This is a genomic window from Desulfobacter sp. (genome assembly GCA_028768525.1).
Classification (GTDB): Bacteria; Desulfobacterota; Desulfobacteria; order Desulfobacterales; family Desulfobacteraceae; genus Desulfobacter.
In genome coordinates, this window is record CP054837.1 from 1,512,913 (window position 1) to 1,538,137 (window position 25,225).

The following is a 25,225-nucleotide window of genomic DNA, read 5'->3' on the forward strand; positions in this document are numbered from 1 at the left end:
TGCTTTATGAAATTGGGTTGATCAAAAATCAGGTAAACAGGTTTTCGATCTCTTGCATCATGGATTTTTCATCAATATCCTTTGCCATGGAAAGTTCCTGAACCAGGAGGTTCTGGGCCGTATCCAGCAGTTTGCGTTCGCCAAAGGAAAGGTCTTTTTCAAGCTTCAGCTGGAAAAGATCCCTGAACACTTCTGCCACATCGTAGATGGATCCGGTCTTGATTTTATCCATGTACTCCCGGTACCTGCGGTTCCAGGTCTGGTTGTCCATATTCTGTGCTTTTTCCTGCATTACCTTATAGACTTCGGGAACCTCGTTTTTGGGGATAACTTCCCTTAGGCCCACGGATTCCACGTTGGATGTGGGAATCATGATCATCATGCCGTTCTCCACGATTTTCATCATATAGAAATTCATGGTGTCCCCGTTGATTTCCTGGCTTTCTATGGATTCAATATAGCCGACCCCATGTGCTGGATAGACAGCTAGGTCGCCTTTGGAAAACTCTTTTTTGGTTGATTGACTTATTGCCTTAGCCTTGGTTTTACCGGATTTTTCTGCCATTGGTAGCCCACCTTAGTTAGTGTAAAAACAAGTTGCCCATTCTCGGACAGAGAACCACATTTTCACAATAATGTCAACAAATTAATAGACGGATCACCTTATTAAACAAGGTTCCTGCTGATTTTATTGACTATTCGGTACAAAAAAAATGAAGAACGATTCAGTTCTGACCGGCAAACGCCAAAAATAAAATAAATACCGCGGGACATGACAGTACAAAAAATGAACAATTTGTAATGGATTTGGAGAATGGAGAGGAACGGAGAAAAACAAAAAAAGGAACGCAAACAGGCAAAAAGACCGGCCTGTCAATAAGGGTTCAACAGCCTAACGCTTTGAGTTGATTTGATTCATTGCCTTTACCACCCCGTCATTAAGAATGGCCAGACAGGCATCGGATGCGTCCTGGACCAGCCGGTCCAGGTCCGCCTGCTCGTCGGGGGTAAACTTGCCAAGCACATGGCCGGTGACATCCTTGCGGGTACCGGGATGCCCCACCCCCACCTTTACGCGGATACATTCCTTACGGCCGAAGGCATCAATAATGGAACGAATGCCGTTATGCCCCCCATGGCCCCGCCCCCGGACAATCTTAATCTGGCCGAATGCCAGGTCCATATCGTCATGGATCACGATGATGTCACCCATGTCGATCTTATAGTAGGCCGCCAGCCGCTGGATGGGGATGCCGGAACGGTTCATATATGACATGGGCTTGACAAGGAAAAGGCCCTTTCCCCTGAACCGGGTACGGGCATAAGCCGCGTCAAACTGCTGCTTATTCAGTTCTTGGCCCACGTGAGCGGCAAACGCATCAACAACCATGAACCCAATATTATGGCGGGTCTGGGAATATTCCTTTCCAGGATTTCCCAGACCCGCCACCAGTGTAAACTTAGAATCAGACATAATGCCGGATGCAGACTATTCGGCAGCAGCAGCTTCTTCTTCTTCCCCTTCTTCTTCTTCTTCAACACCTTCAGAAGAAGTAACAGGCGGCACAACCGTTGCGATGGTGAAATTCACCTCGTGGGGGATATCAATGGCCTCGCCGAGATCAAGATCCTCGACATGGATGGCGTCGCCGATATTCAGTTCAGAGATATCCAGAACAATGCTTTCGGGGGTGTCTTTAGGCTTGCAGAGAATATCCAGTTCACGACGGATGATCTGCAGCAGGCCGCCTTCTTTAGCGCCGGCAGCAACACCTTCGGTTTCAACGGGAACGGTAACGGATACCTTGGCATCCATATCGATCTCATGGAAATCAATGTGAAGATATTTAAGACCGAAAGCATCCATCTGTACCTCTTTGAGCATAACCATCTTTTCCTGGCCGCCCTCGATTTTCATATCGAAAAACAGACCGGTGGTTCCGTGATCACGAACGATTTTATCGAAAACCGACCTATCTACGGACAACATTACGGGCTCGGTTTTTGCGCCGTAAACGATGGCAGGAATAGCGTCAGCAGCTCTCAGTTTCCGGGCTGCGCCTTTTCCTTTCCCTTCTCTTGTTTTTGCATTAAGTTCAATTAGTTCCAATGTTTTACCCTCCGTAACTGCCCCCATGGGGGCAGGATGACATGATATACTTAAATTTGATATATCTAAAATTTATACAAATAGAGAATTTACAGAATCACCCCTGTAACTGCGCATGATCGCCTCACCCACGAGTTTGGCAATGGAAAGCGTCTTAATCTTGTCACAGGCACGGGCTTCCTCTGATAAGGGAATGGTATCGGTTGCAACAAGAGAATTTAGGGACGAATCTTTGATTCTATCAATGGCAGGACCGGACAGCACCGGGTGGGTGCAATAGGCATGGACTTCTTTGGCGCCCTTGTCCCGGATTACCCCTGCGGCTTCAGTAAGCGTTCCGGCGGTATCCACCATATCGTCGATTACAATGGCGGTCTTGCCTTCAACATCCCCGATAATGGCCATGGCCTTTGCCTGGTTCGGAGCGCTGCGGCGTTTATCCACGATGGCCAGGCCGGCATCCAGGCGCTTGGCATATGCCCTTGCCCGCTCAACACCTCCGGCATCAGGAGAAACCACCACCAGGTCTCCGGAAAAACGGGTCTTGATATCATCAATAATAATGGGCGCCGCATATAGGTTATCCACGGGCACGTTGAAAAAGCCCTGAATCTGGGCCGCATGCAGATCCATGGTAATGACCCTGTCAACACCGGTGGCATCCAGTAGGTCCGCAACCAGTTTTGCGCTGATGGGTACCCTTGGGGCAACTTTTTTATCCTGGCGGGCATATCCAAAATACGGAATAACCGCATTAACCCGGCTGGCTGATGACCGTTTAAAGGCATCAATCAAAAGAAGGAGTTCAACCAGATTGTCATTGACCGGATAGCAGGTGGACTGGATCACATAAATTTCCTGTTTCCGGACATTCTCATGAATTTCAACCTGGGTTTCCCCGTCACTGAAGCGGTTGACTTTCAATCTTCCCAAGGGTTTTGCAAGGTATTCCGAAATTCTTTCCGCAAGCACGGAGTTGGAATTCCCTGCAAAAATTGACAAGCCATTCATAGTAAATCTCTTTTTTCTCTTTTATAAAACTTCTTAAAAATAAGCTGGCTGGGGCGAGAGGATTCGAACCTCTGAATGCAGGGATCAAAACCCTGTGTCTTACCGCTTGACGACGCCCCAGTACATTAAACTCAAATTGTGGCCTGCCCTACCCGGGCCAAAAATACTTTTTTCCCGGATTCCGGGAACCTGCTGCTGAGCAGGCGATATCCTGCGCCAGCCGCCTCACCCCCGGAATAAAGAGCAAAAAGAGATGAGCCGCTTCCAGACATGTGCACTTTTCTTTGCAGCAACAACTCCATCTCTTTCTTTGTTGAGCCGATTTCAGGGTATAATTTGCAGGCCGGATCTTCAAGATCGTTGTGCAGTTCTCCCCCGCCGTCGAACCCAAAATCGAATGGCAACGCATTCGAACCAGTATTCATAATATAATCCGGTTGAAATGTCAATCCAAATTCTAACTTTTTAAAAACATCCACCGTTGAGGAAAAGACCCCGGGGCTGACAATCACAGCCCAGATTTCAGGCAGATCCCCGCATGGTTGAAGGATTTCCCCGACCCCTGTGGCAAAGGCAGGGCGGCCTGAAATAAAGAAGGGGACATCGGCCCCAAGCGCCAGTCCCATCTGTTCAAGTTCAGTTCCAGTCAAGGGGGAACCAGCCACCCTGTTCAGCCCGGTCAGAACGGACGCCGCATTGGAGCTGCCCCCCCCGAGCCCGCCGCCAACCGGAATATTCTTCTCAATAATTATACGCATGCCCTCAAAGGGAAGATTGATCCCCCTGCTGCGACAGACATCCATAAACCGTTCGGCGGCCCGGCAGACAAGGTTGCTTTTGTCTTCCGGCACCCCGGGGTGCTCACAGACCGCCCGGATACCGTGGCCGCCCAGTTCAATTACCAGGCGGTCGCTCAGGCTGACCGGCACCATCAAAGAGTACAGCTCGTGGAACCCGTTGTCCCGCTTTCCCGTCACATATAAAAAGAGGTTGAGCTTGGCAGGGGAAATAAGGGAAACCCTGCCTGCACTGCCGGCCATGCTATCCACGGGCATCCACGTAGGCCATACGCAATTCAGAAAGCAGGGCTTTGAGCAGATTATCCTCATCTTCGGTCAGGTTGCCCTTTGTCTTCTCCAGGAGCATGGCGATCATATCAATGGTATGCTGAGCCATTTCCAGGTTCACCGTTTTTTTCCCGGTGGACGGATCTTCAACTTTGCCCAGCTGCACCAGCCCCGATGAATACAAAGAGAGAATAAAGCTTGAAAAGTCTATTTTGGGCATTCCCGCCCCTTTCTCAGATCCGGGTTTCCCGTTTTCCATGACAAAACCGTTTCCTTGCGGCATCTTATTTTCCTTCCGTTTTTATTGATTTTTACCTATCATTCATTCCCGTCTGATTCCAGGCGGATAATAATATCAGCTACCGTGGTGCCCTTCCCCTCTTCATGGACAAAGAGGGGGTTGATATCCAGTTCTTTAATCATGGGGTGGTGGTCCACCATGGCCTTCAGGGATACGATATTTTTTTCAATGGCTTCAATATCAGAAGGCGCCTCTCCCCTCACCCCCTTAAGGATGGGATACCCTTTGATACTCTTCACCATGCGCCGGGCCACATTCCGTCCCATGGGGGAAAGGCGGAAGGCGACATCCTTATAGACCTCCACAAAAATACCTCCCAGACCGAACATCACGGCATGGCCGAATACCGGATCCTTGGTAATCCCCAATATCACCTCCTTGCCCATAGGGGCCACCTTCTGGATCAGCACCCCGTCCAGTTCGGCACCGGCATCATATTTTTCAGCGTTGTCCATAATCGTCTGGAATCCCGACCTGACCGCCTCTTCATCGGCAACTCCCACCAGCACCCCACCGGCGTCGGATTTATGGAGGATCTGGCGGGAAACAATTTTCATAACAACGGGATAACCGATATCCCCGGCAATCTTGACGGCCTCCTCTCCGGTTCTAGCCAGTGCCATGGGAATGGTATTGAACCCGTAACACTTCAGAATTTCGTTGCCGTCCAGTTCCCCCAAAACCGTCCGGCCTTCGTCCAGGTACCCCTGGATGATGCCGGCGGCCTTTTCACGGTCGCAGGAGAGCTCATACTGGGGGAGGATCTTTCGAAACAGCCATTTCTGGCTTTCCTGAAGGGCACCCAGGGAACGGGCCGCACTCTCCGGAAACTGGTAGACCGGCACCCGGTGTTCCTGGAGCAGCTTCACCCCGTCGGAGACGTCCACCACCCCCATGAATGCGCAGAGGATGGGCTTGAGGCTGTTTTTGGCAATGCGGACAATGGCCTCGGCCGTGCCGATGGCATCTGTCATGGACTGGGGGGTGAGAATGATGAGCACGGCATCCACATTCCGGTCTCCCAGCACCGTGGCCAGGGTATTCTCGTACCGGTCTTTGGCCGCATCCCCGATCACATCAACGGGATTGTGGAAATTGGCCGTGGCCGGCAGGTATTTTTTCAATTCCTTGATGGTATCTTCTGAAAACCGGGCAAGCCTCAGCCCGGACTGCTCACTCATGTCCGTGGCAATAATCCCGGGGCCTCCCGCATTGGTGACAATGGCGATCCGGTCGCCGGCCGGATATTTATTGGCCGCCAATGCCTGGGCATAGTCAAAGAGCTGGTTGACGCTGTTGCACCGCTGGATGCCGGCCATGGAAAAAAGGCCGTCATACATGACGTCGGAACCGGCCAGGGCCCCGGTGTGGGAGGCGGCAGCCGCCGCACCCGCCGCCGAGGTGCCGGATTTTATGGCAATCACATGGGTGGGATGGGTCCCCGAGGTCATTTCCCGGACTTCGGTGATAAACTCCCCCGCCGGCCGGGAGAGTTCTTCCATATAAATCATGACCACATCGGTATCCGGATCGTTGTGGTAATACCGGAGCAGATCCAGTTCATCCACATCTGCCTTGTTGCCGATGGAGATAAATTTTGAAAAGCCGAACCCCTTGTCCGCTGCATAATCGAGTACGGCCGTGCACAGGGCGCCGCTCTGGGAAATAAAGGAAACATTGCCCGGCTTGGGCATACGGGCGGAAAAACTTGCATTCAATGAGACTTTGTGAGAGGGATTGATCACCCCCAGGCAATTGGGCCCCACCAGGCGGACCCCGGCATGGGCGCAAAGCTGCTTGATCTTTTCCTCAATCTCCAGCCCGTCACCCCCCACTTCCTTAAACCCGGCTGAAACGATAACAATCCCCTTTACCCCTTTTTCTATACATTCCTTCACCGCCCCCAGCGCCGCCCGGGGGGGCAGAATAATCATGGCCAGGTCGATGGGGTCGGGAATGGTGGAAATACTGGTATAGCATTTGACGCTGAGAACGGATCTGGCCTTGGGATTGACAGGGTAAAGGGTTCCTTTATATCCGCCGGAGAGAATATTGGCAAATATATCATGACCCACCTTGCCTTTCTGGGTTGAGGCGCCGATGACTGCTATGGTTTCGGGTGAAAAAATCGCATCCAATCTATCCATATCCATCTCCGTTCCTTGGTATTGTTGCCAGCCTTTAGTTTATCACCGATTTAAAATATGGCTTTTCCCCGGTGAAGTAAAGTTAAGAAAACAAAAAACCGCCGGTGCAGCATGCCTGCACCGGCGGTTTTTGTCTGTGTCTTTAAATAATCCGTTTTTTCAAACGGTTTGAGGATTAGAGATCCCCAAGGGCCCACTGGGCGGATTTCAAGGTATTTTTCATGAGCATGGCAATGGTCATGGGGCCTACGCCGCCGGGAACAGGTGTAATCTTGCCTGCGATTTCCTTGGCTGCATCAAAGTCCACATCACCCTTAAGGATGGCTTTGCCGGTCTCTTCGTTCATACCCACGCGGTTTACGCCTACGTCAATAACCGTGGCGCCGGGTTTGATCCATTCAGGTTTTACCAGGTCGGGTACGCCGGCGGCGACAATAAGGATGTCGGCCCGCTTGCAGTGGGCGGCCAGATCTTTGGTACGGGTGTGAACGATGGTGGTGGTGGCGTTGGCGCCGACACCCTTCTGGGCCATCATCATGGCAATGGGTTTACCCACAATATTGGAGCGTCCCACAACAACCACCTCTGCACCTGAGGTTTCAGTGCCGGAACGGACGATCATTTCCTGGATGCCTGCAGGGGTGCAGGGGAGGAATTTGGCTTCGTCGCCGCCGATCATCAGGCGTCCCACATTGACAGGATGGAAGGCATCAACGTCCTTATCCGGGTTGATGGCATTGAGGATTTTTTTATCGTCAATATGCTTGGGCAGGGGCAGCTGAACCAGGATACCGTGGATATCCGGATCATTGTTGTACTTGTCAATCAGGGCCAGCAGATCTTCTTCAGAAATATCATCGGGCTGGTCGTCCTGGATTTCATGGAAACCCAGGCTGTTGGCAGTTTTCACCTTTAAGGTCACATAGGAAATGGAAGCCGGGCTTGAGCCCACAAGAATGGTTACCAGGCCGGGGACTTTCCCGTGCTTTTCTTTCATTTTTTCGACATCCTCTTTGATCTCTGCGAGGATCTCTTTTCTGATCTGGGTTCCGCTAATAATTTCAGCAGTCATCTCTCTTTCTCCTGTATTTGCTCAACAGCAGGCGATCCCCAGGGGACCGCCGGCTGCCGTATCTTATTGATTGAATTTCAAACTAGAATACACCCTGAACCTTACCGGTTTCAACGTCAACGTCAACACGCTTGAAGGCGGGGTTGGAGCCCGTACCCGGCATCAGGGAGATGGCACCGGCAACAGGAACGATGAAGCCTGCACCGCCGTAGGTGAGAACCTCGCGGATGGTCAGGCGCCAGTTGGTGGGCACACCCTTGAGCGCGGGATTATCAGACAGGGAGAGATGGGTTTTAACCATGCACATGCCCAGGCCGGCAAGTTCGGGGTCCGCCTGGATTCTGGCAAGGGACTTTTCCGCTTCGGCTGAGTAGTCAACACCATCGGCACCGTAAACTTCTTTGGCAATAAGTTCAATTCTCTCTTTAATGGGCATATCCAACTCATAGAGGAATTTGAAATCGGTCTTGTCTTCACACGCTTCGACAACGGTCTTGGCAAATTCGATGGCGCCGTCACCACCCTGTTCCCAGTGACGGGAGAGAGCAACCCTTGCGCCTTCAGCTTCGCAAAGCTCGCGAACCTTGGCAATTTCGGCGTCGGTGTCGGTGTAGAAGGCATTGATACATACAACAGGAGCGATACCGGCTTTCCGGACATTTTTAATGTGGTGGATAAGGTTGGCACAGCCTTTAGCAACCCATTCCACATTCTCGCTTGCGTATTCTTCGGGCATGGGCTTGCCGGGAACGGGAACCGGAGCGCCGCCGTGGCATTTAAGCGCACGGATGGTGGCAACAACAACGGCGCAGTCAGGTGTCAGGCCGGAGTAGCGGCATTTGAGGTTCCAGAATTTTTCAAACCCGATGTCTGCACCGAAACCGGATTCAGTTACATGGTAATCAGCCAGTTTCAGGCCGACTTTGTCAGCAATGATGGAACTCTGACCGATGGCAATGTTGGCAAAGGGGCCGGCATGAACGATGACGGGCTGGCCTTCCAGGGTCTGCATCAGAGAGGGGTTCAGAGCATCAACCATCCATGCGGTCATGGCGCCGGCGACCTGGAGATCTTCAGTGGTAACGGGTTTGCCTTTTTTAGTATAGGCAACAACGATTTTGCCCATTCTTTCACGCATATCCTTAAGGTCGGTGGCCAGGGAAAGAATGGCCATGACTTCTGAGGAAACCGCAATGCCGAATTTGGATTTCATCATGAAACCGTCGGCCTTGCCGTTCACGCCGTCAATACCGATGATGATGTTTCTCAGCGCCTGGCAGCAGAAGTCCATGATCCAGCCCATTTCAACGTTGGTGGGATCAATGTCTATTCTCTTCATGCCGGAGAGGCGTTCCAACTGCTCGTCGGTATAGTTTCTTTCATGCTGCATGCGGGAGGTCAATGCGACCATGGCCAGGTTGTGGGCATTCATGATGGCATTGATGTCGCCGGTGAAACCGAGAGAGAAAGGCGTCAGGGGGATACACTGGGCCAGACCGCCGCCGGCAGCAGAACCTTTGATATTCATGGTCGGTCCGCCGGAAGGCTGACGGATGGCGGCGCAAACGTTTTTACCGATCTTTCCAAGGCCCTGCACCAGGCCCATTGAAGAAGTGGATTTGCCTTCACCCAGTGGTGTTGGGGAGATCGCAGTTACATCAATGTACTTGCCGTTGGGTCTGTCTTTTAGACGCTCAAGAACTTTTCTGAAATCGATTTTTGCGATGTAATGGCCCTGGGGAAGCAGCTCTTCCTTTGTCAGACCGAGTTTCTCACCAATTTCATAAATGGTGAGCATGTTTTTTTCTGCATCTTCTGCAATTTCCCAGTCTGCATGTTTGGTAGGATCTAATGCCATGGTTTACTCCTTTGTAGATTGGGGCCCGACAGACGCATCAGGCCGATGGTAAAAGTAATAGAAACCAAGTGTGTTTAACGTTTTTGAATCCCAAATAGCCTAACTGAATACCCTACCTATAAAATAAAACGCAAAAAATCAACCTTAATAGTACAATTACGACACCATCTTTTTTCTATCCAGGGGGGACAGTTGATTATTCCCATTATAATAAGGATGGTGTACCGGTTTTCCTCCCAAAAAACAATGATCAGCAATTCATTTACTGAAAGCATTCAATTTTTAAGAAAAATAGGGATAAACGAATCATTTTCGCGGCTACGATCTCAATTTAAAAACTAAATTAGATTCAATAAACTCCCGCAGGTTCCCCAGGCAGGCGAACATCCTGAAATACTTACCATTATTGCCTTTTGAACCCTGATTCAATAAATTCATTCATCTATTGACAAAAAACGTCAACAATTATAAGTCAATATCTGTTATCGGAATATAAACCTAAACTAAGGTAAATATATGGTAGGGGACGTCAAAATCAGGATTTACCCGGATAGAGACCACCCCCTATTTATTTTCTTTTTTTCGATAGCATCACGTCTTTTTAGCTCTACCCCCCCCCAACTCATAACTATCTTTAATTGTAGGAGGTAAAAGTGGGATTTGAAATAACCAAAGAAACTTATGCCGGCAGTATCAAGGGTGTTACCATTGGCAAAGGCGACACCGCGCTTACCGTCGGCGGACAAACAAGTTATCCTTTCTACCAGTTTGAAGGAGAGATGCCCAACAAGCCCGTGGTTGCCATGGAAATCTGGGACATGGAACCCGAAGACTGGCCCGAAGCAGCCATAGCGCCGTTTAAGGATGTTGTCTCAGATCCTGCGGCCTGGGCAAAGAAATGTGTTGAAGATTACGGCGCGCAGGCCATTGTTCTTCAGCTGAAAAGCATTGACCCCAACGACAAGGACGCAAGCCCTGAAGATGCCGCTGCCACCGTTAAAAAGGTGCTGGGGGCAATCAGTGTTCCCCTCATTGTCTGGGGATGTGCCGTTCCTGCAAAAGACGAAGATGTCCTCAAAAAAATTGCCGAAGAATGCCAGGGCGAAAACCTGATCCTCGGCCCGGTGGAAGAAAAGAACCATAAGGGTATTGGCGCAGCCTGCATGGGCTACGGCCACACCATCATCTCTTCTTCCCCCATCGACGTCAACCTGGCCAAACAGGTGAACATCCTCCTTGAAAACCTGGGAGTCCCCCTGGACAAGGTCATTGTTGATCCCACAACCGGTGGTCTGGGTTACGGTCTTGAGTATTCCTATTCGGTAATGGAGCGGCTGGGACAGGCCGCCATGACCCAGGGCGACGACAAGCTCCAGAACCCCATGATCAATAACCTGGGCAATGAAGTCTGGAAATGTAAAGAAGCCAAACAGACCGTTGAAGATGCACCGGAACTGGGTGATCCCGAAAGACGGGCCATCCTCATGGAAGCCGTGGGTGCGGTTTCCTATTTCATGTCCGGCTCCAGCATCATGATCATGCGCCATCCCGAAGCCATTAAACTGGCAAAGGCTTTCATCGACCTGCTGACAGACGGCGGTTCCGCAGCCGACGTTGCCCCCATTGCCAAGCTCTGCGACGATGTGGATATCGATTTTGCAGCGCTTGCTCCGGAAGCAGACCTGACCATTGAAGAAGAAAAGAAAGCCGCTCCGGCCAAGGCCGCCGCTCCCGCAGCCAAGAAAGAAGCCCCCAAGGCTGCAGCGCCTGCCCCGGAAAAACCAGCTCCCAAGGCTGCAGCGCCTGCAAAAGAAGCGCCTAAAGCTGAGGCAGCACCTGCCGCTCCGGCAGTAGATCCTGAAGCCGAAGCCAAGGCAAAAGCCGAAGCAGAAGCCAAGGCCAAGGCAGAAGCCGAAGCCAAGGTGAAAGCCGAAGCAGAAGCCAAAGCCAAGGCAAAGGCCGAAGCCAAAGCAAAGGCCGAAGCAGAAGAAAAAGCCAAGATCGAGGCTGAGAAACAGGCCGAAAAAGATGCCGCTGCTGCAAGGGACGCTGAAGAAGAAGAAATCCGGCAGAAACGGGCCGCTGAAAGAGAGGCCAAAGCTGCTGAAAGAGGCACTGTAACGAAAACTCAAATTTCTAAAACTGCTGCCAAAATCCAGAAGACCGAACTCGAAAAGATTCTGGAATCCCTGGCAAGAACCCATAAGCGAGTAGCATAAGTAACGCGTTTAATAAAATGCAAAAAGATGAATTCATCGACTTATACAACTAAGAGGAGGAACCTCTGATGGCAGAAATTAAAAAAGCAAAAGAAAAAAAAGCCCCAAAACTGGCGGACGCAAAAAACGTCTCCATTGATTTAGGGACTCAGGAACTCCAGGCCCGTGCCCAAGAATTGGGTATTGATACTGTATTTGACCGTGCTGCCAATATGAAACCCTGCAACATCGGTATCCAGGGTATCTGCTGTAAGAACTGCTCCATGGGACCCTGCCGCCTCCCCCTTCCCAAAGGCGGAATTGAAGGCGAAGACACAAGAAAAGGCCTCTGCGGGGCCACAGCCAACACCATTGCAGCCAGAAACTTTATCCGCATGATCGCCGGCGGCGCCTCCGCCCACTCTGACCACGGCCGCTGCGTGGCAGAAGTTTTCATGTCGGCTGCACGCAAGGAAACCGACGCCTACCAGATAAAAGATACCCAGAAACTGATCGCCATTGCCCCCCATCTTGGTGTCGACGTTACCGTGGAAGAAGACGGCGAAGTCAAAGACAGGGACCTTGATGAAATTGCCCTGGAAGTTGCTGAAATAGCATTGAACGAATGGGGCAAACCCGAAGGCGAAATCCTTTACATGAAACGGGCCCCTGAAGCCCTCTATGAAAAATGGAAAAAACAGGGCGTGCTCCCCAGAAACATCGACCGGGAAATCGTTGAGATCATGCACAGGACCCACATGGGTGTTGACCAGGATTACAAAAACCTGATGAAACAGGGCACCCGTGCAGCCCTTGCCGACGGCTGGGGCGGTTCCATGCTGGCCACGGACCTCCAGGATGTGCTCTTCGGCACCCCCTACCCCCTCCAGTCCGAAGCCAACCTGGGCGTCATGAAGGACGACCATGTCAACCTCATCGTTCACGGCCATGAACCTGTTCTTTCTGAGATCATCGTTGCCGTTGCCCAGTCCCAGGAAATGCTGGACTATGCCAAAGAAAAAGGGGCCAAGGGTATCCAGCTCGGCGGCATCTGCTGTACGGCCAACGAAATCCTCCAGCGCCACGGCATTCCCACGGCAGCCACCTTCCTCCAGCAGGAAATGGCCATCATCACCGGCGCCTGCGACGCCATGGTCGTGGATATCCAGTGTATCATGCAGAACCTGGCCAACGTGGCCAAATGCTTCCACACCAAACTGATCACCACCCACCCCATTGCCAAGATGGAACAGGACAACGTCATCCACATTGAATTTGACGAGCACCATGCCCTGGAAGATGCCAAGCGCATCGTAAAAATGGCCATTGACAACTTTGAAAACCGCGGCACCGACGTCATGATTCCGCCATACAAAGCCACCCAGATTGCCGGCTTTGGCGTGGAATCCATCCAGTACCATCTGGGCGGCACCTTCCGCGGCACCTACTACACCCTGAACGACAACATCATCAACGGCCGGATCCGCGGCATCGCCGGCGTGGTTGGCTGCAACAACGCACGGAATAAACACAACGAAGCCCATATCACCGTTGTAAAAGAACTGATCAAGAACGACGTCATCGTTCTGACCACCGGCTGTAACGGCATTGCCTGCGCCATGGAAGGCCTGCTCACCCCTGAAGCCGGCGCCGTCCACTGCGGCCCGGGCCTGGCAGAAATCTGCGAGACTGTCGGTATCCCGCCGGTTCTCCACCTGGGTTCCTGCGTGGACAACTCCCGTATCCTTCTGGCAGCCACGGAAGTTGTCAAGGCCGGCGGCCTGGGCAACGACATCTGCGATCTTCCCGCAGCCGGTTCCGCACCCGAATGGATGAGTGAAAAGGCCATCTCCATCGGCCATTACTTTGTTGCTTCCGGCGTTTACACCGTATTCGGCGTCACCCTGCCCACCTCCGGCGCACCGGTTTTCCATGACTACATCTCCAAGGAAATGGAAAACATCTACGGCGGTAAATGGGATCTGGAAACCGATCCGGTGAAACATGCCCAGCTCATGATTGCCCACATCGATAAAAAGAGAGCAGAACTCGGCATCGATAAGGCAAGGGAAAGGGTCATGATGGATATGGCATCCCGCCAGGCCCTTGAAGCATAAGAAGGTGCATAAGTAAAGACGATACAAATAATAATTAATATCCTCAACGAAGGAGGAAGATGATATGTCAAAATTGATCGCATTTGCTGCCATTCAGGGTGGATACAAAGTGGTTGCCCAGGTTGAAGGTGAACTTGAAAGAGCCCTGCAGACCTACGATGCCAGCACTAAAATAGGATTCCCCAACACCGCATATTTCCTGCCGGTTATTTACTCTCTTACCGGCCTGAAATGCGAAACCCTGGAAGACCTTAAAAAACCCATGGAATTTGCCCGCGGGCTGCTTCCCCCACATATTAAACTGAAAAACTGGCTTCCGTACCTGGGGCCATTGCTTGACGCCGGTATGGCGGGCATTATCTCCTATGAGGTAAAAGAGGCCCTGCGTTATCTCAACGACCCGGATTTCTACATTGCCCAGGAAGACCCGGATATTGAAAACGGCAAACTCTGGGTGGGTGCAGCCGACGATACCATCCTGCGTAAACGTGGTGTTGAATTTGTTGACGGCTCCGCCCCCGGTTTTGCTGCCATGGTCGGTGCCGCACCCGACGTTGAAACGGCCAAGATGATCGTGGAAGATTACCAGAAAAAATCCCTGTACATCTTCTGCGCTGCCAACCACAACGGTAAAACCCTCATCGAGCAGTGCCTGGAAGCCAAGATGCAGGTCGGCTGGAACACCCGTATCGTTCCCTTTGGTCCGGACATTTCCTCTGCCGTATTTGCCCTCGGTTTCGCCAACAGGGCCGCCATGGCCTTCGGCGGCGTCCAGCCCGGCGATTACAAAAAGATCCTCATGTACAACAAAGAGAGAATCTTTGCATTCGTCAATGCACTGGGTGATGTGGGCACCGAATGGGGTGTGGCTGCAGCCGGTTGTGTTAACTGGGGTTTCCCGACCCTGGCAGACACCGAAATCCCGGAAATCCTGCCCACCGGTATCTGCACCTACGAGCATGTTGTGGCCCCGGTTTCCCATGATGAAATGTGCCAGAAATCCGTTGAAGTCCGCGGCCTGAAAGTCCAGGTTGCCGACATTGAGATCCCCTGCGCATTCGGTCCGGCCTACGAGGGCGAACGTGTCCGCGGCGCCGACCTCTATGCCCAGTGCGGCGGCGGCAAGACCCAGTGTACCGAGCTTGTCAAACGCGCTGAAATGAATGAAATCGAAGACGGCAAGGTCATTGTCGACGGTCCGGACATCGAAGACCTCAAAGAAGGCGATACCTTCCCACTTGGCATTTTCGTCCAGATTGCCGGCCGTGAATTCCAGGAAGACTTCGAGCCCATCATGGAACGTCAGATCCACCATCTGGTCAACTACATCCAGGGCATCATGCATATTGGACAGCGGGATATTTCCTGGGTCCGTATCTCCAAGGCAGCCATCGAAAAAGGCTTCACCCTTAAAGATATCGGCACCGTCCTCCATGCCAAGTTCCACCAGGATTTCACCAAGATTGTGGACAAGGTTCAGGTTACCCTGTACACCAAGACCGACGATGTCGACAAGATGACCGCAACCGCCAGGGCAAACTACAAGATGCGTGACGAACGGGTTGACACCATGACCGACGAAGACGTGGAAACCTACTACTCCTGCACCCTGTGCCAGTCCTTTGCACCCTCCCACGTATGTACCGTATCCCCGGAAAGAACCGGGCTGTGCGGCGCTTACAACTGGATGGACTGCAAGGCTGCCTTTGAAATCAATCCCACAGGCCCCAACCAGCCCATCGAAAAGGGTGAAACCATTGATCCCAAACTGGGCCAGTGGAAAGGTGTCAACGATTTTGTATACAAGGCATCCAGGGGCGCGGTTACCCATTACAACTTCTACTCAATGGTGCATGATCCCATGACCACCTGCGGCTGCTGCGAATGTATCGCTGCCATGCTGCCGTCCTGCAACGGTGTGATGACCGTTGGCCGTGATTACGGCGGAGAAACGCCCTGCGGTATGAAGTTCACCACCCTTGCCGGCGTCATGGGCGGCGGCGCTTCTTCCCCGGGTTTTGTGGGGCACTCCAAACATAACATCACCCAGGGTAAATTCATCCTGGGCGACGGCGGCCTGTTGAGAATGGTCTGGATGCCCAAGATGCTCAAGGAAGAACTCAAGGAAAAAATCGAAAAACGCGGCGCCGACATGGGCGTCCCCGATCTGTATGACAAGATCGCCGACGAAACCGTGGGCATCACAGAAGAGGAGATCCTTCCCTGGCTCCAGGAAAAAGGACATCCCGCTCTGACCATGGAACCCCTTGTAGGCTAGTTAAAATACCGTCGGCCCGGCAGACCTGCTGCCGGGCCGCACCAAACTTAAGACGAGTTGCTTAAGACAGACTTAAGGAGATAAAAATGGCATTAACCGGTATTCAGATATTCAAACTCCTGCCCAAAACCAATTGCAAGGAGTGCGGAGTGCCCACCTGTCTTGCCTTTGCCATGAATTTGGCATCCGGCAAGGCGGAACTGGACAGCTGCCCCTACGTTTCCGACGAAGCAAAGGAAAAGCTGGCTGAGGCATCTGCACCGCCCATCCGCCCGGTAGCCCTGGGTAAAGGTGTCCGCAAAACCACCACCGGCGGGGAAACCGTTCTTTACAGACATGAAAAGACATTTTTCAACCCCACCCTCCTGGCCGCCACAGTTGCCTCCGATATTGATCTTGGCGAACTTGACGCGACCCTGAAAAAATTCAACGCATTCCAGTACGAACGGGTAGGCCTGAACCTTAGACCCGAACTGCTGGTTGTCAAAGATGCCGGCAACGGTGCAGAAGCATTTGCAGCGGTTGCAGAGAAAATCGCCAAGGAATCCGAATTTAACCTGGTACTCATGACAGAAGACATGTCCGTCATGAAAGCCGGTGTTGAAGTTGCCGGATTCAAACGGCCCCTGCTTTATGCCGCCACCGAAGCCAATGCCGACGAACTGGGCGGGCTGGCCAAAGAAAATGATCTGCCCCTGGCCGTGAAGGCCGATTCCGTTGAAGCCCTCCAGCCCCTGACGGAAAAACTCACAGGCATGGGCCTCAAGGACCTGGTCATTGACCCGGGTTCCCGTGAGCTCAAACAGGCCCTGGAAGACCAGGTGGCCATCCGGCGTGCGGCCCTGAAGGCCTCCAACAAGGCCCTGGGCTTCCCCACCATCACCTTCCCCTGTGAAATGGCTTCCAACCTGGATATGGAAACCATGATCGCGGCCATGTTCGTTGCCAAATACGGCGGCATCGTCGTCATGTCTGACTTTGCGGCCGAGTCCCTGTTCCCGCTGCTGCTGGAACGGCTGAATATCTTCACCGATCCCCAGCGTCCCATGACCGTGACCGAAGGCATATTTGAAATCGGCAACCCGGATGAAAACTCACCCGTCCTTGTCACCACCAACTTTGCCCTGACCTACTTCATCGTATCCGGTGAAATCGAATCCTCCAAGGTGCCGGCATGGCTCCTGATTAAGGATTCAGAAGGCCTGTCCGTACTGACGGCCTGGGCAGCCGGCAAATTCGGCGGCGATGATGTGGGTATGTTCGTGAAAAAGTCCGGCATCATGGACAAGGTAAAACATACCGAGTTGATCATCCCCGGCTACGCAGCCGCCATTGCGGGTGACATTGAAGAAGAACTTCCCGGCTGGACCATTACAGTCGGACCGAGAGAAGCGGCCCATCTGCCGGCCTTCCTCAAATCCAAATAAATACAAACCGCTGCCGGGACAGGCCCAGCCTCCCGGCAGCAAGACAAACCCTTTAATTTTAGTAAAAGGATAAAATATGGAGAACATGATTTTATTTGGTGAAAGCTTGAACGTCATTTCCAGGGTCATCGGAAAAGAGTTCAAGGAACCGGATCCTGCCAAGCGTAATCCCGAACCGATTCAGGAAGAAGTCACAAGACAGAAAGAGCTGGGCATGGATTACATTGACATCAACCTGGGACCGGCCAAGAAATTCGGTACCGAGCTGATGCCGTGGGTGGTTAATGTTGTTCAGGAAGCCGTTCCGGGCATGCCCCTGCTTCTGGACAGCTCAAACATCGACGCCATCGAAGCCGGCCTGAAAGTGGCCAAACCCGCCGACAAACCCCATATTGTCAACTCCATCATGGCCCGGGCAGAACGGTATGAAAAAATGGTTCCCATGACCGCCCAGTACGATGCTGACTTTGTGGCGCTCATGTGGGGTCCCGAAGGCCTGCCCCGTGACGAGAACGAACGGGCCGCCCTGGCCGTTGAGCTGCTTTACTTTGCCAACGAAGCCGGCATCCCCAATGAAAAGATCTGGGTAGACGGCATTGTAACGCCTGTCAACATCCAGCAGCAGCAGTGCATGAGCCTGCTCAACTTCCAGATGATGCTCGAAGAGATCGCACCGGGCGCCCAGTCCACCTGCGGCCTGTCCAACATCTCCAATGGTCCCCCCGAGCACCTGCGCCCCATCCTGAACTCCACCTATATGTGCATGCTGTGGAAATACGGGATGAAATCAGTTATTGCAGATCCCCTGGACAAAAGACAGACTGCCATCGCCAAAGGCCAGCGTTCTGACATCACAGACCTGATCTGGGGCCTGATGGACGGCAATGACCCGGGTGCTGCAAGCCTGGAAGGCGAACTGCTGGACTACTATAAAACCTATAAGGTTATTATGGGCGAAACCCTGTATTCCGACTCCTGGCTGGAAATTTAGTCGCAGGGCTTAAAACGCCTTTTGCCATAGATCCCATCTGACGATCTATTGCCTTTATTGCGCCCCTGTCCCCCAAGGACAGGGGCCTTTCTTTTCGTTTTCTTTTCTTGCTTCGCCCCCCTTTATTTACTAAGATACATCCTTATGTTTTTAGGGTGCACACCACCCAAGCTGAACAGGAAAGGAACCTATTATGGAAAACATGAAAGTCACCGACAAATGGTACTATCTCATTGTCCAGGACCCGGAAACACCCTATGAGAAATTCATCGGGTTCAGCAATGAAGATACAGACGAGAAATTCCTCCCTGCCTTTAAGACAAAACAGGACGCGAAAGAGTGCTTCTCCCTGATGCCCAAGGATGTATTCAAGGGCAAATATGATGTTCATGCCGTGATTCTGGATGATATCCTCACCGCAGCCGAGGAAAAAGGGCATAATGTTTTTTTAATGGATGAACAGGGTAAAATAACGCGGCAGCTTAACAAATAGCTAATGGGAGAATACCCATAACAAGGAGTTTAAGTCAGTGAGTCTGAAACTTGCATTCGGCGGCAAGGGTGGCGTGGGCAAAACCACGGTCACCTCTCTTATCGCCAGAACCATCGCAGCACTAGAAAAAGAGACAAGCGTGATTGCTATTGATGCGGACCCCGTGGCCAACCTGGCCGCTGGTTTGGGCATTGACGAAACAGAACCCATTACACCGGTGGCGGAACTCTCGGACCTCATCGCCGAGCGGACCGGGGCCCAGCCCGGGACCATGGGGGGATTTTTCACCCTCAACCCCAAGGTAGACGATATCCCTGAGCGGTTCTCCATTGAAAAGGACGGTGTAAAATTATTGGTCATGGGCACGGTCCAGCAGGGCGGCGGAGGTTGCATCTGCCCGGAGGCCACGATTCTAAAGGCCCTGATGAACCATCTGGTCCTGGCCCGGAACGAAGTGGTGGTCATGGACATGGAAGCCGGGGTCGAACACCTGGGCCGGGCAACCTCAGGATCGGTGGATGCCCTTGTGGTCGTTGTCAATCCCGGAAAACGCAGCCGGGTGGCAGCGGATAAAATCAGGAAACTGGGGCAGGACATCGGCATAAAAAACATTGTGGTGCTGGGCAACCGGGTCAGATCGGAGGAAGACAAAGCCCTGATCCGGGAAAGCATGGCCGACTATGACATCCTGGGATTCCTCCCGGAACTGGATGAAATTGTCCAGTCAGACCGTGACGGCTCCCGCCCCTTTGACGACATCAGCACCATCCCCGCAGAACTCAGGGAAATTGCAGAAAAACTAATTGCGCTGGATAAATAAGCGTCGTGATCTTTGTGTCCTTTGTGAGGAATGAACTGATCCCCCGAAGGACACAGAGGACGCAAAATTTTATTTGGCTTCCATGGCGGCGATGGTGGTATCCAGCATCCGGTTCGAATACCCCCACTCATTGTCAAACCAGGCCTGAACCTTGACCATCCGACGCCCCGCCACCCGGGTCTGGGGCAGATCCACAATGGAAGATCTGGGATCATGGTTAAAATCGCAGGAGACCAGTTCCTCGTCGGACACCCCTAAAATACCCGACAATTCATTTTCCGCCGCCGTGCACAGCATCCGGTTTACCGCCTCCACGCTGGTGGGGGCATGGACATTGACGGTGATATCCATGATGGAGACATTGACGGTGGGCACCCGGATGGCCAGGGTTTCGAATTTCCCGTCCAGGTGGGGAAGAATCCTGCCGATTCCCTTTTCAAGGGAGGTGCTCACAGGAATGATGGACTGAAGTGCCGACCGGGTTTTCCGCAGGTCCTTGTTATACGCGTCGATCACGGGCTGGTCATGCATGGCAGAATGGATGGTGGTTACGGTGCCGCATTCAATGCCCAGGCTCCGGTCCACCACATCCAAAATCGGGATAAGGCAGTTTGTGGTGCACGATGCATTGGAAATGATTGAGTGGTAAGGTTTCAGGGCCTGATGGTTTATCCCGTAGACAACGGTGGCGTCCATCTCATCCTTGGCCGGGTGGGAATAGATCACCTTATAAGCCCCGGAAAGAAAATGGAGTTCGGCCGCCTCACGGTCATTGAAAATACCGGTGCAGTCCAGGACCACATCCACATTCAAATCCTTCCAGGGCAGATTAACAATATTCTTTTCCTGGAAGAGATGAATGAAATCATCCCCGATCATCATGCCACGGCCCGCCTCTTTCACCTCTCCGGGAAACCGCCCGTGGGTGGAGTCAAACCGGGTCAGGTGATAAATGGTACCCGGCCGGGCCGTCTCATTAATGGCCACAAGGTTCAGTTTCTCCCTGAACCGTTCCGATTCATACATGGCCCGTGCCACGCACCGCCCTATCCTGCCGTATCCGTTGATTGCAATATTGTATTTCATACCTGCTCCCCCCAGGAATAGCTCCGGGGCTGTTTGTCCCATCCCAAGGAGATGGTATACCACAATCCGGTTTTTAATTTAACCCCGTGGTCGAATCATTTTTTACCCCGATGTTCACCAATGACAGGTGTCAGTTGAATAGGCGGGCCATATGTCTATCCCCCCCGGTTCAGGGTTCTCTTTCAGGGGCGCTTTTGATCTTCCCATGACCGCTTTCAGGCCGGCCGGACAGTCATGCTGTCATACATTCAGGGCACCCCCCTGATCTTTGGTTGTTTGTGCACTCTGTTTCCGGTATCCTTAAAATAATCCAAGGCCCGCCATGACCCTTTAAATGCCGAGACAATCGCCAGGCAATTCATGGTAAATGAATCGCTTTCTGAAAACCGGAGTTTTTATGACATACATAGATTGCAGCGCCAAAGACGACCTGATGGAACTCGAAACCCGAAGCGGCTACCGCAAATCAGAGATGAGCCAGTGGTTCAAGGCCGAAACCCGGAATCCAGAGGCAGTGGTGCTTTTAATCCACGGCCTCAACCAGAAACCCTCCAAATGGCAGGCGCTTATAGATTTTTTCAACTCCCTGAAGATCCATGTATTCCGCCTGACACTTCAGGGACACGGCGGCGCCCCGTTTGAGGATATGATGGCGGTGGATGCAAACCGATGGCGGTCAAATTTCAGGTATGGATATTGTGAGCTTGAAAAACGATATCCTTCAGTAAAAAAAATCCTGGTAGCGTATTCCCTCGGCGGCCTTATCTCGCAGGAATATCAACTTAGTATTGGAACGCCACTGTTTTCCGGGCAGGTTCTCCTGGCCCCCAGCCTCAGCCTGCAACCCTATGTACATCTGATCCGCCCCTTTACCCGTATCATGAAAGCCATCCCCTCACGCACCCCTGTAGATTACCGGGCCAACCCCATTCACACCTCATCCGCAGCATATCGGGCTTTGTTCCACATGGTACGAAGCATAAATTCCAAGGCTGATTCCAGGGCTGTGAACATAAAAACCATTGTACTCATCCATCCAGACGATGAAGTTGTGTCCTGCAATGGTCTGAAAAATATGGTCAAAAGAAAAGGCCTGGACCGCTGGCAGGTTAAAATCATCAGAAACCATAAGAGCCGTCTTGATACAGACTTCAAGCATATGATCATTGACAGGGCCTCCCTGGGTGACAGGGGGTGGGCCTTTGTCACCCGGACCATGGGGGATTTTATCACTAGCGTCTAAATATATTCCATCTGTTTTCTTCAGATCATTTTAAACATCTCTTATTACACATTTGAGACCATTGTGTGATATTTACGCCCTATTTTGGATTCATGACGATCACCCTTCAATAGCAAGGAGGCAATCATGATGAAAAAAATATCCCTTTGGCTGAGACCCATAAGCATCCCTTTTGCGCTGGTAATTTTGGCTCTTGCCCTGTCAGGGTATCCGGTCCTTTCCATCCGTGATACCAGGGCATCTGGCACCACGGGCATGCCGGCACAAGGCAATACGCTTGAGGCCGTCTTCTATGTGACCTGATATGATGTCGGCAAATCAGCCCTGTCAGGGCTGAAAGGCATCCATCATATTCAAAACGGATTTCTTAATTCAAAAGAGATCAATCGGGTGTATTATGATCCTGCCCGGATCTCCGTTAAGGATATGGAGGCGGTCTTGAAAAGCGTCGGTACATACATCGGCACTGTGGATCAAAATTGATGGCCTCCAATTGATGGCCTTCATGGGGATAGGAAAAAGAAGGCTTTTAAATTGAACGCGCATTCCCTATATTTGCCCTAGGATTCCAGGATATGGAAAAAATAGGCCAAGGCAATGCTGCCCCTGGCAGTGTTGGGACATGATATTGAAACCCTGGAAACAGGGTTTCAGGCAGAAGACATTCTCGATTTTTAGAATGCTTTGACAGGAGATCGTAAATGAGTATGTATTACGAGGAATTGGATTATCGGAAGACCCCCTTGGGGGATTTGATGTTGCGGCGCAGGCGGTCTGTACAGCTTCAGGGACTTGATATCTATGAAGTAAAACTCGGGGACCATTTTCTCATGTCAAGTTTGTTCCATGAGTCGGAGGTTCAATTGTCCAGATTGGGCCTGGGCATGCTGGGGGAGAAGGATCTTGATGTATTGGTGGGCGGCCTCGGCCTCGGATATACAGCTGCCGCGGCCTTGGAAGACCAGCGTGTGAAATCGCTTATGGTTGTGGAGTATATGCAGGGGGTTATAGAATGGCACCAAACCGGTCTTGTCCCCTTGGGTGAGACCATAACCAACGATAGCCGGTGCCGCCTGATCCAAGGTGATTTCTTTGCGCTATCCCGGGATGTGTCCATTGGGTTTGATCCTGAAAACCCGGGGAATAAGTACGATGCCATTCTATTGGATATTGATCACACCCCCACCCATCTCCTTAATCAAACAAATAAACGATTCTATACAAAAAAAGGATTGGAGGAGGCGGCGACCCATTTAAAACCAGGCGGCGTATTTGCCCTGTGGTCGGACAGTGAACCGGAGTCAGCATTCGAGGCCCACCTGGAAAAGGTGTTCAAACGAGTAGAGGCGCATATGGTCCAGTTTGACAATCCCTTCACCGGCAGCCCATGTGGCAATACCGTTTACCTGGCACAAGTTGAATAATCCCCCTCACGGAAGGACCTGGCCGCCGGACAGGCGGATAAAACCCACAGGGAGGGCGGCTATGGTCCTAGTACAATATGAAAAAAACAACATATTTCTTACTTGACTTAACTACGTGAAAAAATAATACTGTAACGGTTATACGGTATGTATCTATTTCAATGAAATCGACAAAACCCATCCCACGGGGGACTCAAGAAAAAATCGGCAGAGGGGAATGAAAAGGATATCCGTACATATCATAATCATCCTGCTGTGGATGGTGCCGGCCTGGCCCAGCTATACGGCGAAAAGCTTTAAGGAAGAGGCATCGGCTAGTTCTGATGCAGGACCTGAATCCCTTTTTTTAAGCCAGATACCCACCGTTGCCGAGCAGTTCATCGGCATGCCTTTTAAAATGGGCGGCAGGCCCTCCAGCACAGGGACAACCGACAACTCATCCCTCTTTTACGCCATTTACACCACGGCGGCCCAAAACGCCGGACTGACGTATACCCGGGCGTACCTTCCCATGAAATACCTGGTGAAGAACATGGTGCCCGTTAATCCGGAAGCGGTCCGGAACGGCGATCTCATCGTACTGAACAATAATCTTGCCGCCATGGTCTACCGGGTTGGGATGTCCGGACGCATGCACTTTATCTATGCCTCACAAAAAAGGCAGCAGGTGATTTCCTTCCACAGCGGCAACCTGGTTTACCAGGCCTATTGGCTGGAACACCTCAAAGGATTTTTCAGGCTCAAAAAAGATATGCTCCAGCCCTGAAAGCAACACAGGGGGTCAGTCAAAAGAGGGCGATATGCCAAAGCTAAAAAACCTGCCCGAGCATCTCAGGCCCAGGGAAAAACTCCTGGACAGGGGGGCTCAATCCCTTTCCGATAAAGAGCTGCTGGCCCTGGTCCTGGGACGCGGGACGGCCAGGCACGATGTCTTATCCCTTTCAGAGAAACTCATTCCCATCATCGACGAAAAAGGGGGCGCACTGACCCTGGCGGATCTCACGAAGGTGCCCGGAATCGGAAGGGCCGGCGCCGCTAAACTGGTGGCCGCTTTTGAGTTTGCCAGGCGGCGGATCAAGCCCCGGGGCCTAAAAATACAACGGCCCCAGGAGATCCTGCCCCTGATCCGCCACTACGGGGACCGGCAGCAGGAACACTTTCTATCGGTATCTTTAAACGGGGCCAATGAAGTCATGGCCGTACGGGTGGTGACCATCGGCCTGGTGAACAAAAGCCAGGTCCACCCCAGGGAGGTTTTCTCAGACCTCATCGCCGAACGGGCCGCCGGCCTCATTGCCGCCCACAACCACCCTTCAGGCGACCTGTCCCCGTCAACGGAAGACCGGGAGGTGACCCGGCGGCTAAAGGAGGCCGGCACCCTGCTGGGAATCCCCCTCATGGATCATATTATTTTCCATGGCAGCGATTTTTATTCCTTTGCCGCCCATAATTTATTATGATTTTATATTTGGGTTCATTACTGTCCAAAATAAATTGCAATCCGAATTTTTTGTCATCAAAAACCCTTTTAATCACGCATCAGGTTTGCATTTCAAAAAACAGGTCCCAATTTTCGTTCCCT

General features: G+C 52.0%; 22 protein-coding genes and 1 tRNA gene. 12 read left to right on the forward strand and 11 right to left on the reverse strand.

Annotation, left to right across the window (positions count from 1 at the left end):
• Nucleotides 1-28: 28 nt before the first annotated feature.
• From HUN04_06925 to HUN04_06970, 10 genes are all read right to left on the reverse strand, one after another.
• Nucleotides 29-565, reverse strand: a complete 537-nt coding sequence (locus HUN04_06925) for a CarD family transcriptional regulator (GenBank protein WDP89470.1) — start codon at nucleotides 563-565, stop codon at nucleotides 29-31.
• Nucleotides 566-892: 327 nt separating this feature from the next.
• Nucleotides 893-1,474, reverse strand: a complete 582-nt coding sequence (locus tag HUN04_06930) for an aminoacyl-tRNA hydrolase (GenBank protein ID WDP89471.1) — start codon at nucleotides 1,472-1,474, stop codon at nucleotides 893-895.
• Nucleotides 1,475-1,489: 15 nt separating this feature from the next.
• The gene (locus HUN04_06935; GenBank protein WDP89472.1) at nucleotides 1,490-2,110 is read right to left on the reverse strand and encodes a 50S ribosomal protein L25; all 621 of its coding nucleotides are present in this window, start codon (nucleotides 2,108-2,110) and stop codon (nucleotides 1,490-1,492) included.
• A gap of 72 nt (nucleotides 2,111-2,182) precedes the next feature.
• Nucleotides 2,183-3,121, reverse strand: coding sequence for a ribose-phosphate pyrophosphokinase (locus HUN04_06940; protein ID WDP89473.1), 939 nt, complete (start codon nucleotides 3,119-3,121; stop codon nucleotides 2,183-2,185).
• A 45-nt stretch (nucleotides 3,122-3,166) separates the two neighbouring features.
• A tRNA-Gln gene (locus HUN04_06945) sits at nucleotides 3,167-3,241 on the reverse strand.
• Between the two features lie 11 nt (nucleotides 3,242-3,252).
• On the reverse strand, nucleotides 3,253-4,161 hold the full coding sequence (gene ispE / locus HUN04_06950; protein WDP93190.1) for a 4-(cytidine 5'-diphospho)-2-C-methyl-D-erythritol kinase: 909 nt from the start codon (nucleotides 4,159-4,161) through the stop codon (nucleotides 3,253-3,255).
• 1 nt (nucleotide 4,162) lies between these two features.
• The gene (locus tag HUN04_06955; protein ID WDP89474.1) at nucleotides 4,163-4,471 is read right to left on the reverse strand and encodes a DUF1844 domain-containing protein; all 309 of its coding nucleotides are present in this window, start codon (nucleotides 4,469-4,471) and stop codon (nucleotides 4,163-4,165) included.
• Nucleotides 4,472-4,506: 35 nt separating this feature from the next.
• Nucleotides 4,507-6,636 (reverse strand): acetate--CoA ligase family protein, encoded by a 2,130-nt coding sequence (locus HUN04_06960; protein ID WDP89475.1) that lies wholly within the window; start codon nucleotides 6,634-6,636, stop codon nucleotides 4,507-4,509.
• A gap of 175 nt (nucleotides 6,637-6,811) precedes the next feature.
• On the reverse strand, nucleotides 6,812-7,708 hold the full coding sequence (gene folD / locus HUN04_06965; GenBank protein WDP89476.1) for a bifunctional methylenetetrahydrofolate dehydrogenase/methenyltetrahydrofolate cyclohydrolase FolD: 897 nt from the start codon (nucleotides 7,706-7,708) through the stop codon (nucleotides 6,812-6,814).
• Between the two features lie 82 nt (nucleotides 7,709-7,790).
• Complete coding sequence (locus tag HUN04_06970) at nucleotides 7,791-9,566, reverse strand: formate--tetrahydrofolate ligase (GenBank protein WDP89477.1); 1,776 nt, start codon at nucleotides 9,564-9,566, stop codon at nucleotides 7,791-7,793.
• Between the two features lie 653 nt (nucleotides 9,567-10,219).
• On the opposite strand from HUN04_06970, the gene HUN04_06975 reads away from it, so the two are divergent.
• From HUN04_06975 to HUN04_07005, 7 genes are all read left to right on the forward strand, one after another.
• The gene (locus HUN04_06975; protein ID WDP89478.1) at nucleotides 10,220-11,785 is read left to right on the forward strand and encodes an acetyl-CoA decarbonylase/synthase complex subunit delta; all 1,566 of its coding nucleotides are present in this window, start codon (nucleotides 10,220-10,222) and stop codon (nucleotides 11,783-11,785) included.
• Between the two features lie 68 nt (nucleotides 11,786-11,853).
• Nucleotides 11,854-13,881 carry an anaerobic carbon-monoxide dehydrogenase catalytic subunit gene (gene cooS, locus HUN04_06980; GenBank protein ID WDP89479.1) on the forward strand — a complete coding sequence of 676 codons (2,028 nt, stop codon included), beginning with the start codon at nucleotides 11,854-11,856 and terminating at the stop codon, nucleotides 13,879-13,881.
• A gap of 64 nt (nucleotides 13,882-13,945) precedes the next feature.
• Complete coding sequence (gene cdhC, locus HUN04_06985; GenBank protein WDP89480.1) at nucleotides 13,946-16,159, forward strand: CO dehydrogenase/CO-methylating acetyl-CoA synthase complex subunit beta; 2,214 nt, start codon at nucleotides 13,946-13,948, stop codon at nucleotides 16,157-16,159.
• A gap of 86 nt (nucleotides 16,160-16,245) precedes the next feature.
• Nucleotides 16,246-17,586: an acetyl-CoA decarbonylase/synthase complex subunit gamma gene (locus HUN04_06990; GenBank protein WDP89481.1), complete on the forward strand. Its 1,341-nt coding sequence runs from the start codon at nucleotides 16,246-16,248 to the stop codon at nucleotides 17,584-17,586.
• A gap of 85 nt (nucleotides 17,587-17,671) precedes the next feature.
• Nucleotides 17,672-18,577: a dihydropteroate synthase gene (locus tag HUN04_06995; GenBank protein ID WDP93191.1), complete on the forward strand. Its 906-nt coding sequence runs from the start codon at nucleotides 17,672-17,674 to the stop codon at nucleotides 18,575-18,577.
• Nucleotides 18,578-18,770: 193 nt separating this feature from the next.
• Nucleotides 18,771-19,070, forward strand: a complete 300-nt coding sequence (locus HUN04_07000; protein WDP89482.1) for a hypothetical protein — start codon at nucleotides 18,771-18,773, stop codon at nucleotides 19,068-19,070.
• A gap of 37 nt (nucleotides 19,071-19,107) precedes the next feature.
• Nucleotides 19,108-19,890 (forward strand): AAA family ATPase, encoded by a 783-nt coding sequence (locus HUN04_07005; protein WDP89483.1) that lies wholly within the window; start codon nucleotides 19,108-19,110, stop codon nucleotides 19,888-19,890.
• A 69-nt stretch (nucleotides 19,891-19,959) separates the two neighbouring features.
• On the opposite strand, the gene HUN04_07010 is transcribed toward HUN04_07005, so the two are convergent.
• A complete protein-coding gene (locus HUN04_07010; protein WDP89484.1) occupies nucleotides 19,960-20,976 on the reverse strand; it encodes an erythrose-4-phosphate dehydrogenase in 1,017 nt (338 codons plus the stop codon).
• Nucleotides 20,977-21,373: 397 nt separating this feature from the next.
• Here HUN04_07010 and HUN04_07015 point away from each other — a divergent pair, with 397 nt between their 5' ends.
• The 5 genes from HUN04_07015 (at nucleotide 21,374) to radC (ending at nucleotide 25,103) form a co-directional block, all read left to right on the forward strand.
• Nucleotides 21,374-22,219 carry an alpha/beta fold hydrolase gene (locus HUN04_07015; GenBank protein WDP89485.1) on the forward strand — a complete coding sequence of 282 codons (846 nt, stop codon included), beginning with the start codon at nucleotides 21,374-21,376 and terminating at the stop codon, nucleotides 22,217-22,219.
• A 126-nt stretch (nucleotides 22,220-22,345) separates the two neighbouring features.
• Nucleotides 22,346-22,522: a hypothetical protein gene (locus HUN04_07020; protein WDP89486.1), complete on the forward strand. Its 177-nt coding sequence runs from the start codon at nucleotides 22,346-22,348 to the stop codon at nucleotides 22,520-22,522.
• A gap of 398 nt (nucleotides 22,523-22,920) precedes the next feature.
• Nucleotides 22,921-23,643, forward strand: a complete 723-nt coding sequence (locus HUN04_07025) for a spermidine synthase (protein WDP89487.1) — start codon at nucleotides 22,921-22,923, stop codon at nucleotides 23,641-23,643.
• Between the two features lie 217 nt (nucleotides 23,644-23,860).
• Nucleotides 23,861-24,409 (forward strand): C40 family peptidase, encoded by a 549-nt coding sequence (locus tag HUN04_07030; protein WDP89488.1) that lies wholly within the window; start codon nucleotides 23,861-23,863, stop codon nucleotides 24,407-24,409.
• Between the two features lie 34 nt (nucleotides 24,410-24,443).
• Nucleotides 24,444-25,103 carry a DNA repair protein RadC gene (gene radC / locus HUN04_07035; protein WDP89489.1) on the forward strand — a complete coding sequence of 220 codons (660 nt, stop codon included), beginning with the start codon at nucleotides 24,444-24,446 and terminating at the stop codon, nucleotides 25,101-25,103.
• The last annotated feature ends 122 nt before the right edge of the window (nucleotides 25,104-25,225 follow it).

Coding starts and splice junctions, on each gene's coding strand:
- HUN04_06925 (WDP89470.1), bottom strand. CDS start 565: ATGGCAGAAAAATCCGGTAAAACCAAGGCTAAGGCAATAAGTCAATCA.
- HUN04_06930 (WDP89471.1), bottom strand. CDS start 1,474: ATGTCTGATTCTAAGTTTACACTGGTGGCGGGTCTGGGAAATCCTGGA.
- HUN04_06940 (WDP89473.1), bottom strand. CDS start 3,121: ATGAATGGCTTGTCAATTTTTGCAGGGAATTCCAACTCCGTGCTTGCG.
- ispE (WDP93190.1), bottom strand. CDS start 4,161: ATGGCCGGCAGTGCAGGCAGGGTTTCCCTTATTTCCCCTGCCAAGCTC.
- HUN04_06955 (WDP89474.1), bottom strand. CDS start 4,471: ATGCCGCAAGGAAACGGTTTTGTCATGGAAAACGGGAAACCCGGATCT.
- HUN04_06960 (WDP89475.1), bottom strand. CDS start 6,636: ATGGATAGATTGGATGCGATTTTTTCACCCGAAACCATAGCAGTCATC.
- folD (WDP89476.1), bottom strand. CDS start 7,708: ATGACTGCTGAAATTATTAGCGGAACCCAGATCAGAAAAGAGATCCTC.
- HUN04_06970 (WDP89477.1), bottom strand. CDS start 9,566: ATGGCATTAGATCCTACCAAACATGCAGACTGGGAAATTGCAGAAGAT.
- cooS (WDP89479.1), top strand. CDS start 11,854: ATGGCAGAAATTAAAAAAGCAAAAGAAAAAAAAGCCCCAAAACTGGCG.
- cdhC (WDP89480.1), top strand. CDS start 13,946: ATGTCAAAATTGATCGCATTTGCTGCCATTCAGGGTGGATACAAAGTG.
- HUN04_06990 (WDP89481.1), top strand. CDS start 16,246: ATGGCATTAACCGGTATTCAGATATTCAAACTCCTGCCCAAAACCAAT.
- HUN04_06995 (WDP93191.1), top strand. CDS start 17,672: ATGATTTTATTTGGTGAAAGCTTGAACGTCATTTCCAGGGTCATCGGA.
- HUN04_07000 (WDP89482.1), top strand. CDS start 18,771: ATGGAAAACATGAAAGTCACCGACAAATGGTACTATCTCATTGTCCAG.
- HUN04_07010 (WDP89484.1), bottom strand. CDS start 20,976: ATGAAATACAATATTGCAATCAACGGATACGGCAGGATAGGGCGGTGC.
- HUN04_07015 (WDP89485.1), top strand. CDS start 21,374: ATGACATACATAGATTGCAGCGCCAAAGACGACCTGATGGAACTCGAA.
- HUN04_07020 (WDP89486.1), top strand. CDS start 22,346: ATGATGAAAAAAATATCCCTTTGGCTGAGACCCATAAGCATCCCTTTT.
- HUN04_07025 (WDP89487.1), top strand. CDS start 22,921: ATGAGTATGTATTACGAGGAATTGGATTATCGGAAGACCCCCTTGGGG.
- HUN04_07030 (WDP89488.1), top strand. CDS start 23,861: ATGAAAAGGATATCCGTACATATCATAATCATCCTGCTGTGGATGGTG.
- radC (WDP89489.1), top strand. CDS start 24,444: ATGCCAAAGCTAAAAAACCTGCCCGAGCATCTCAGGCCCAGGGAAAAA.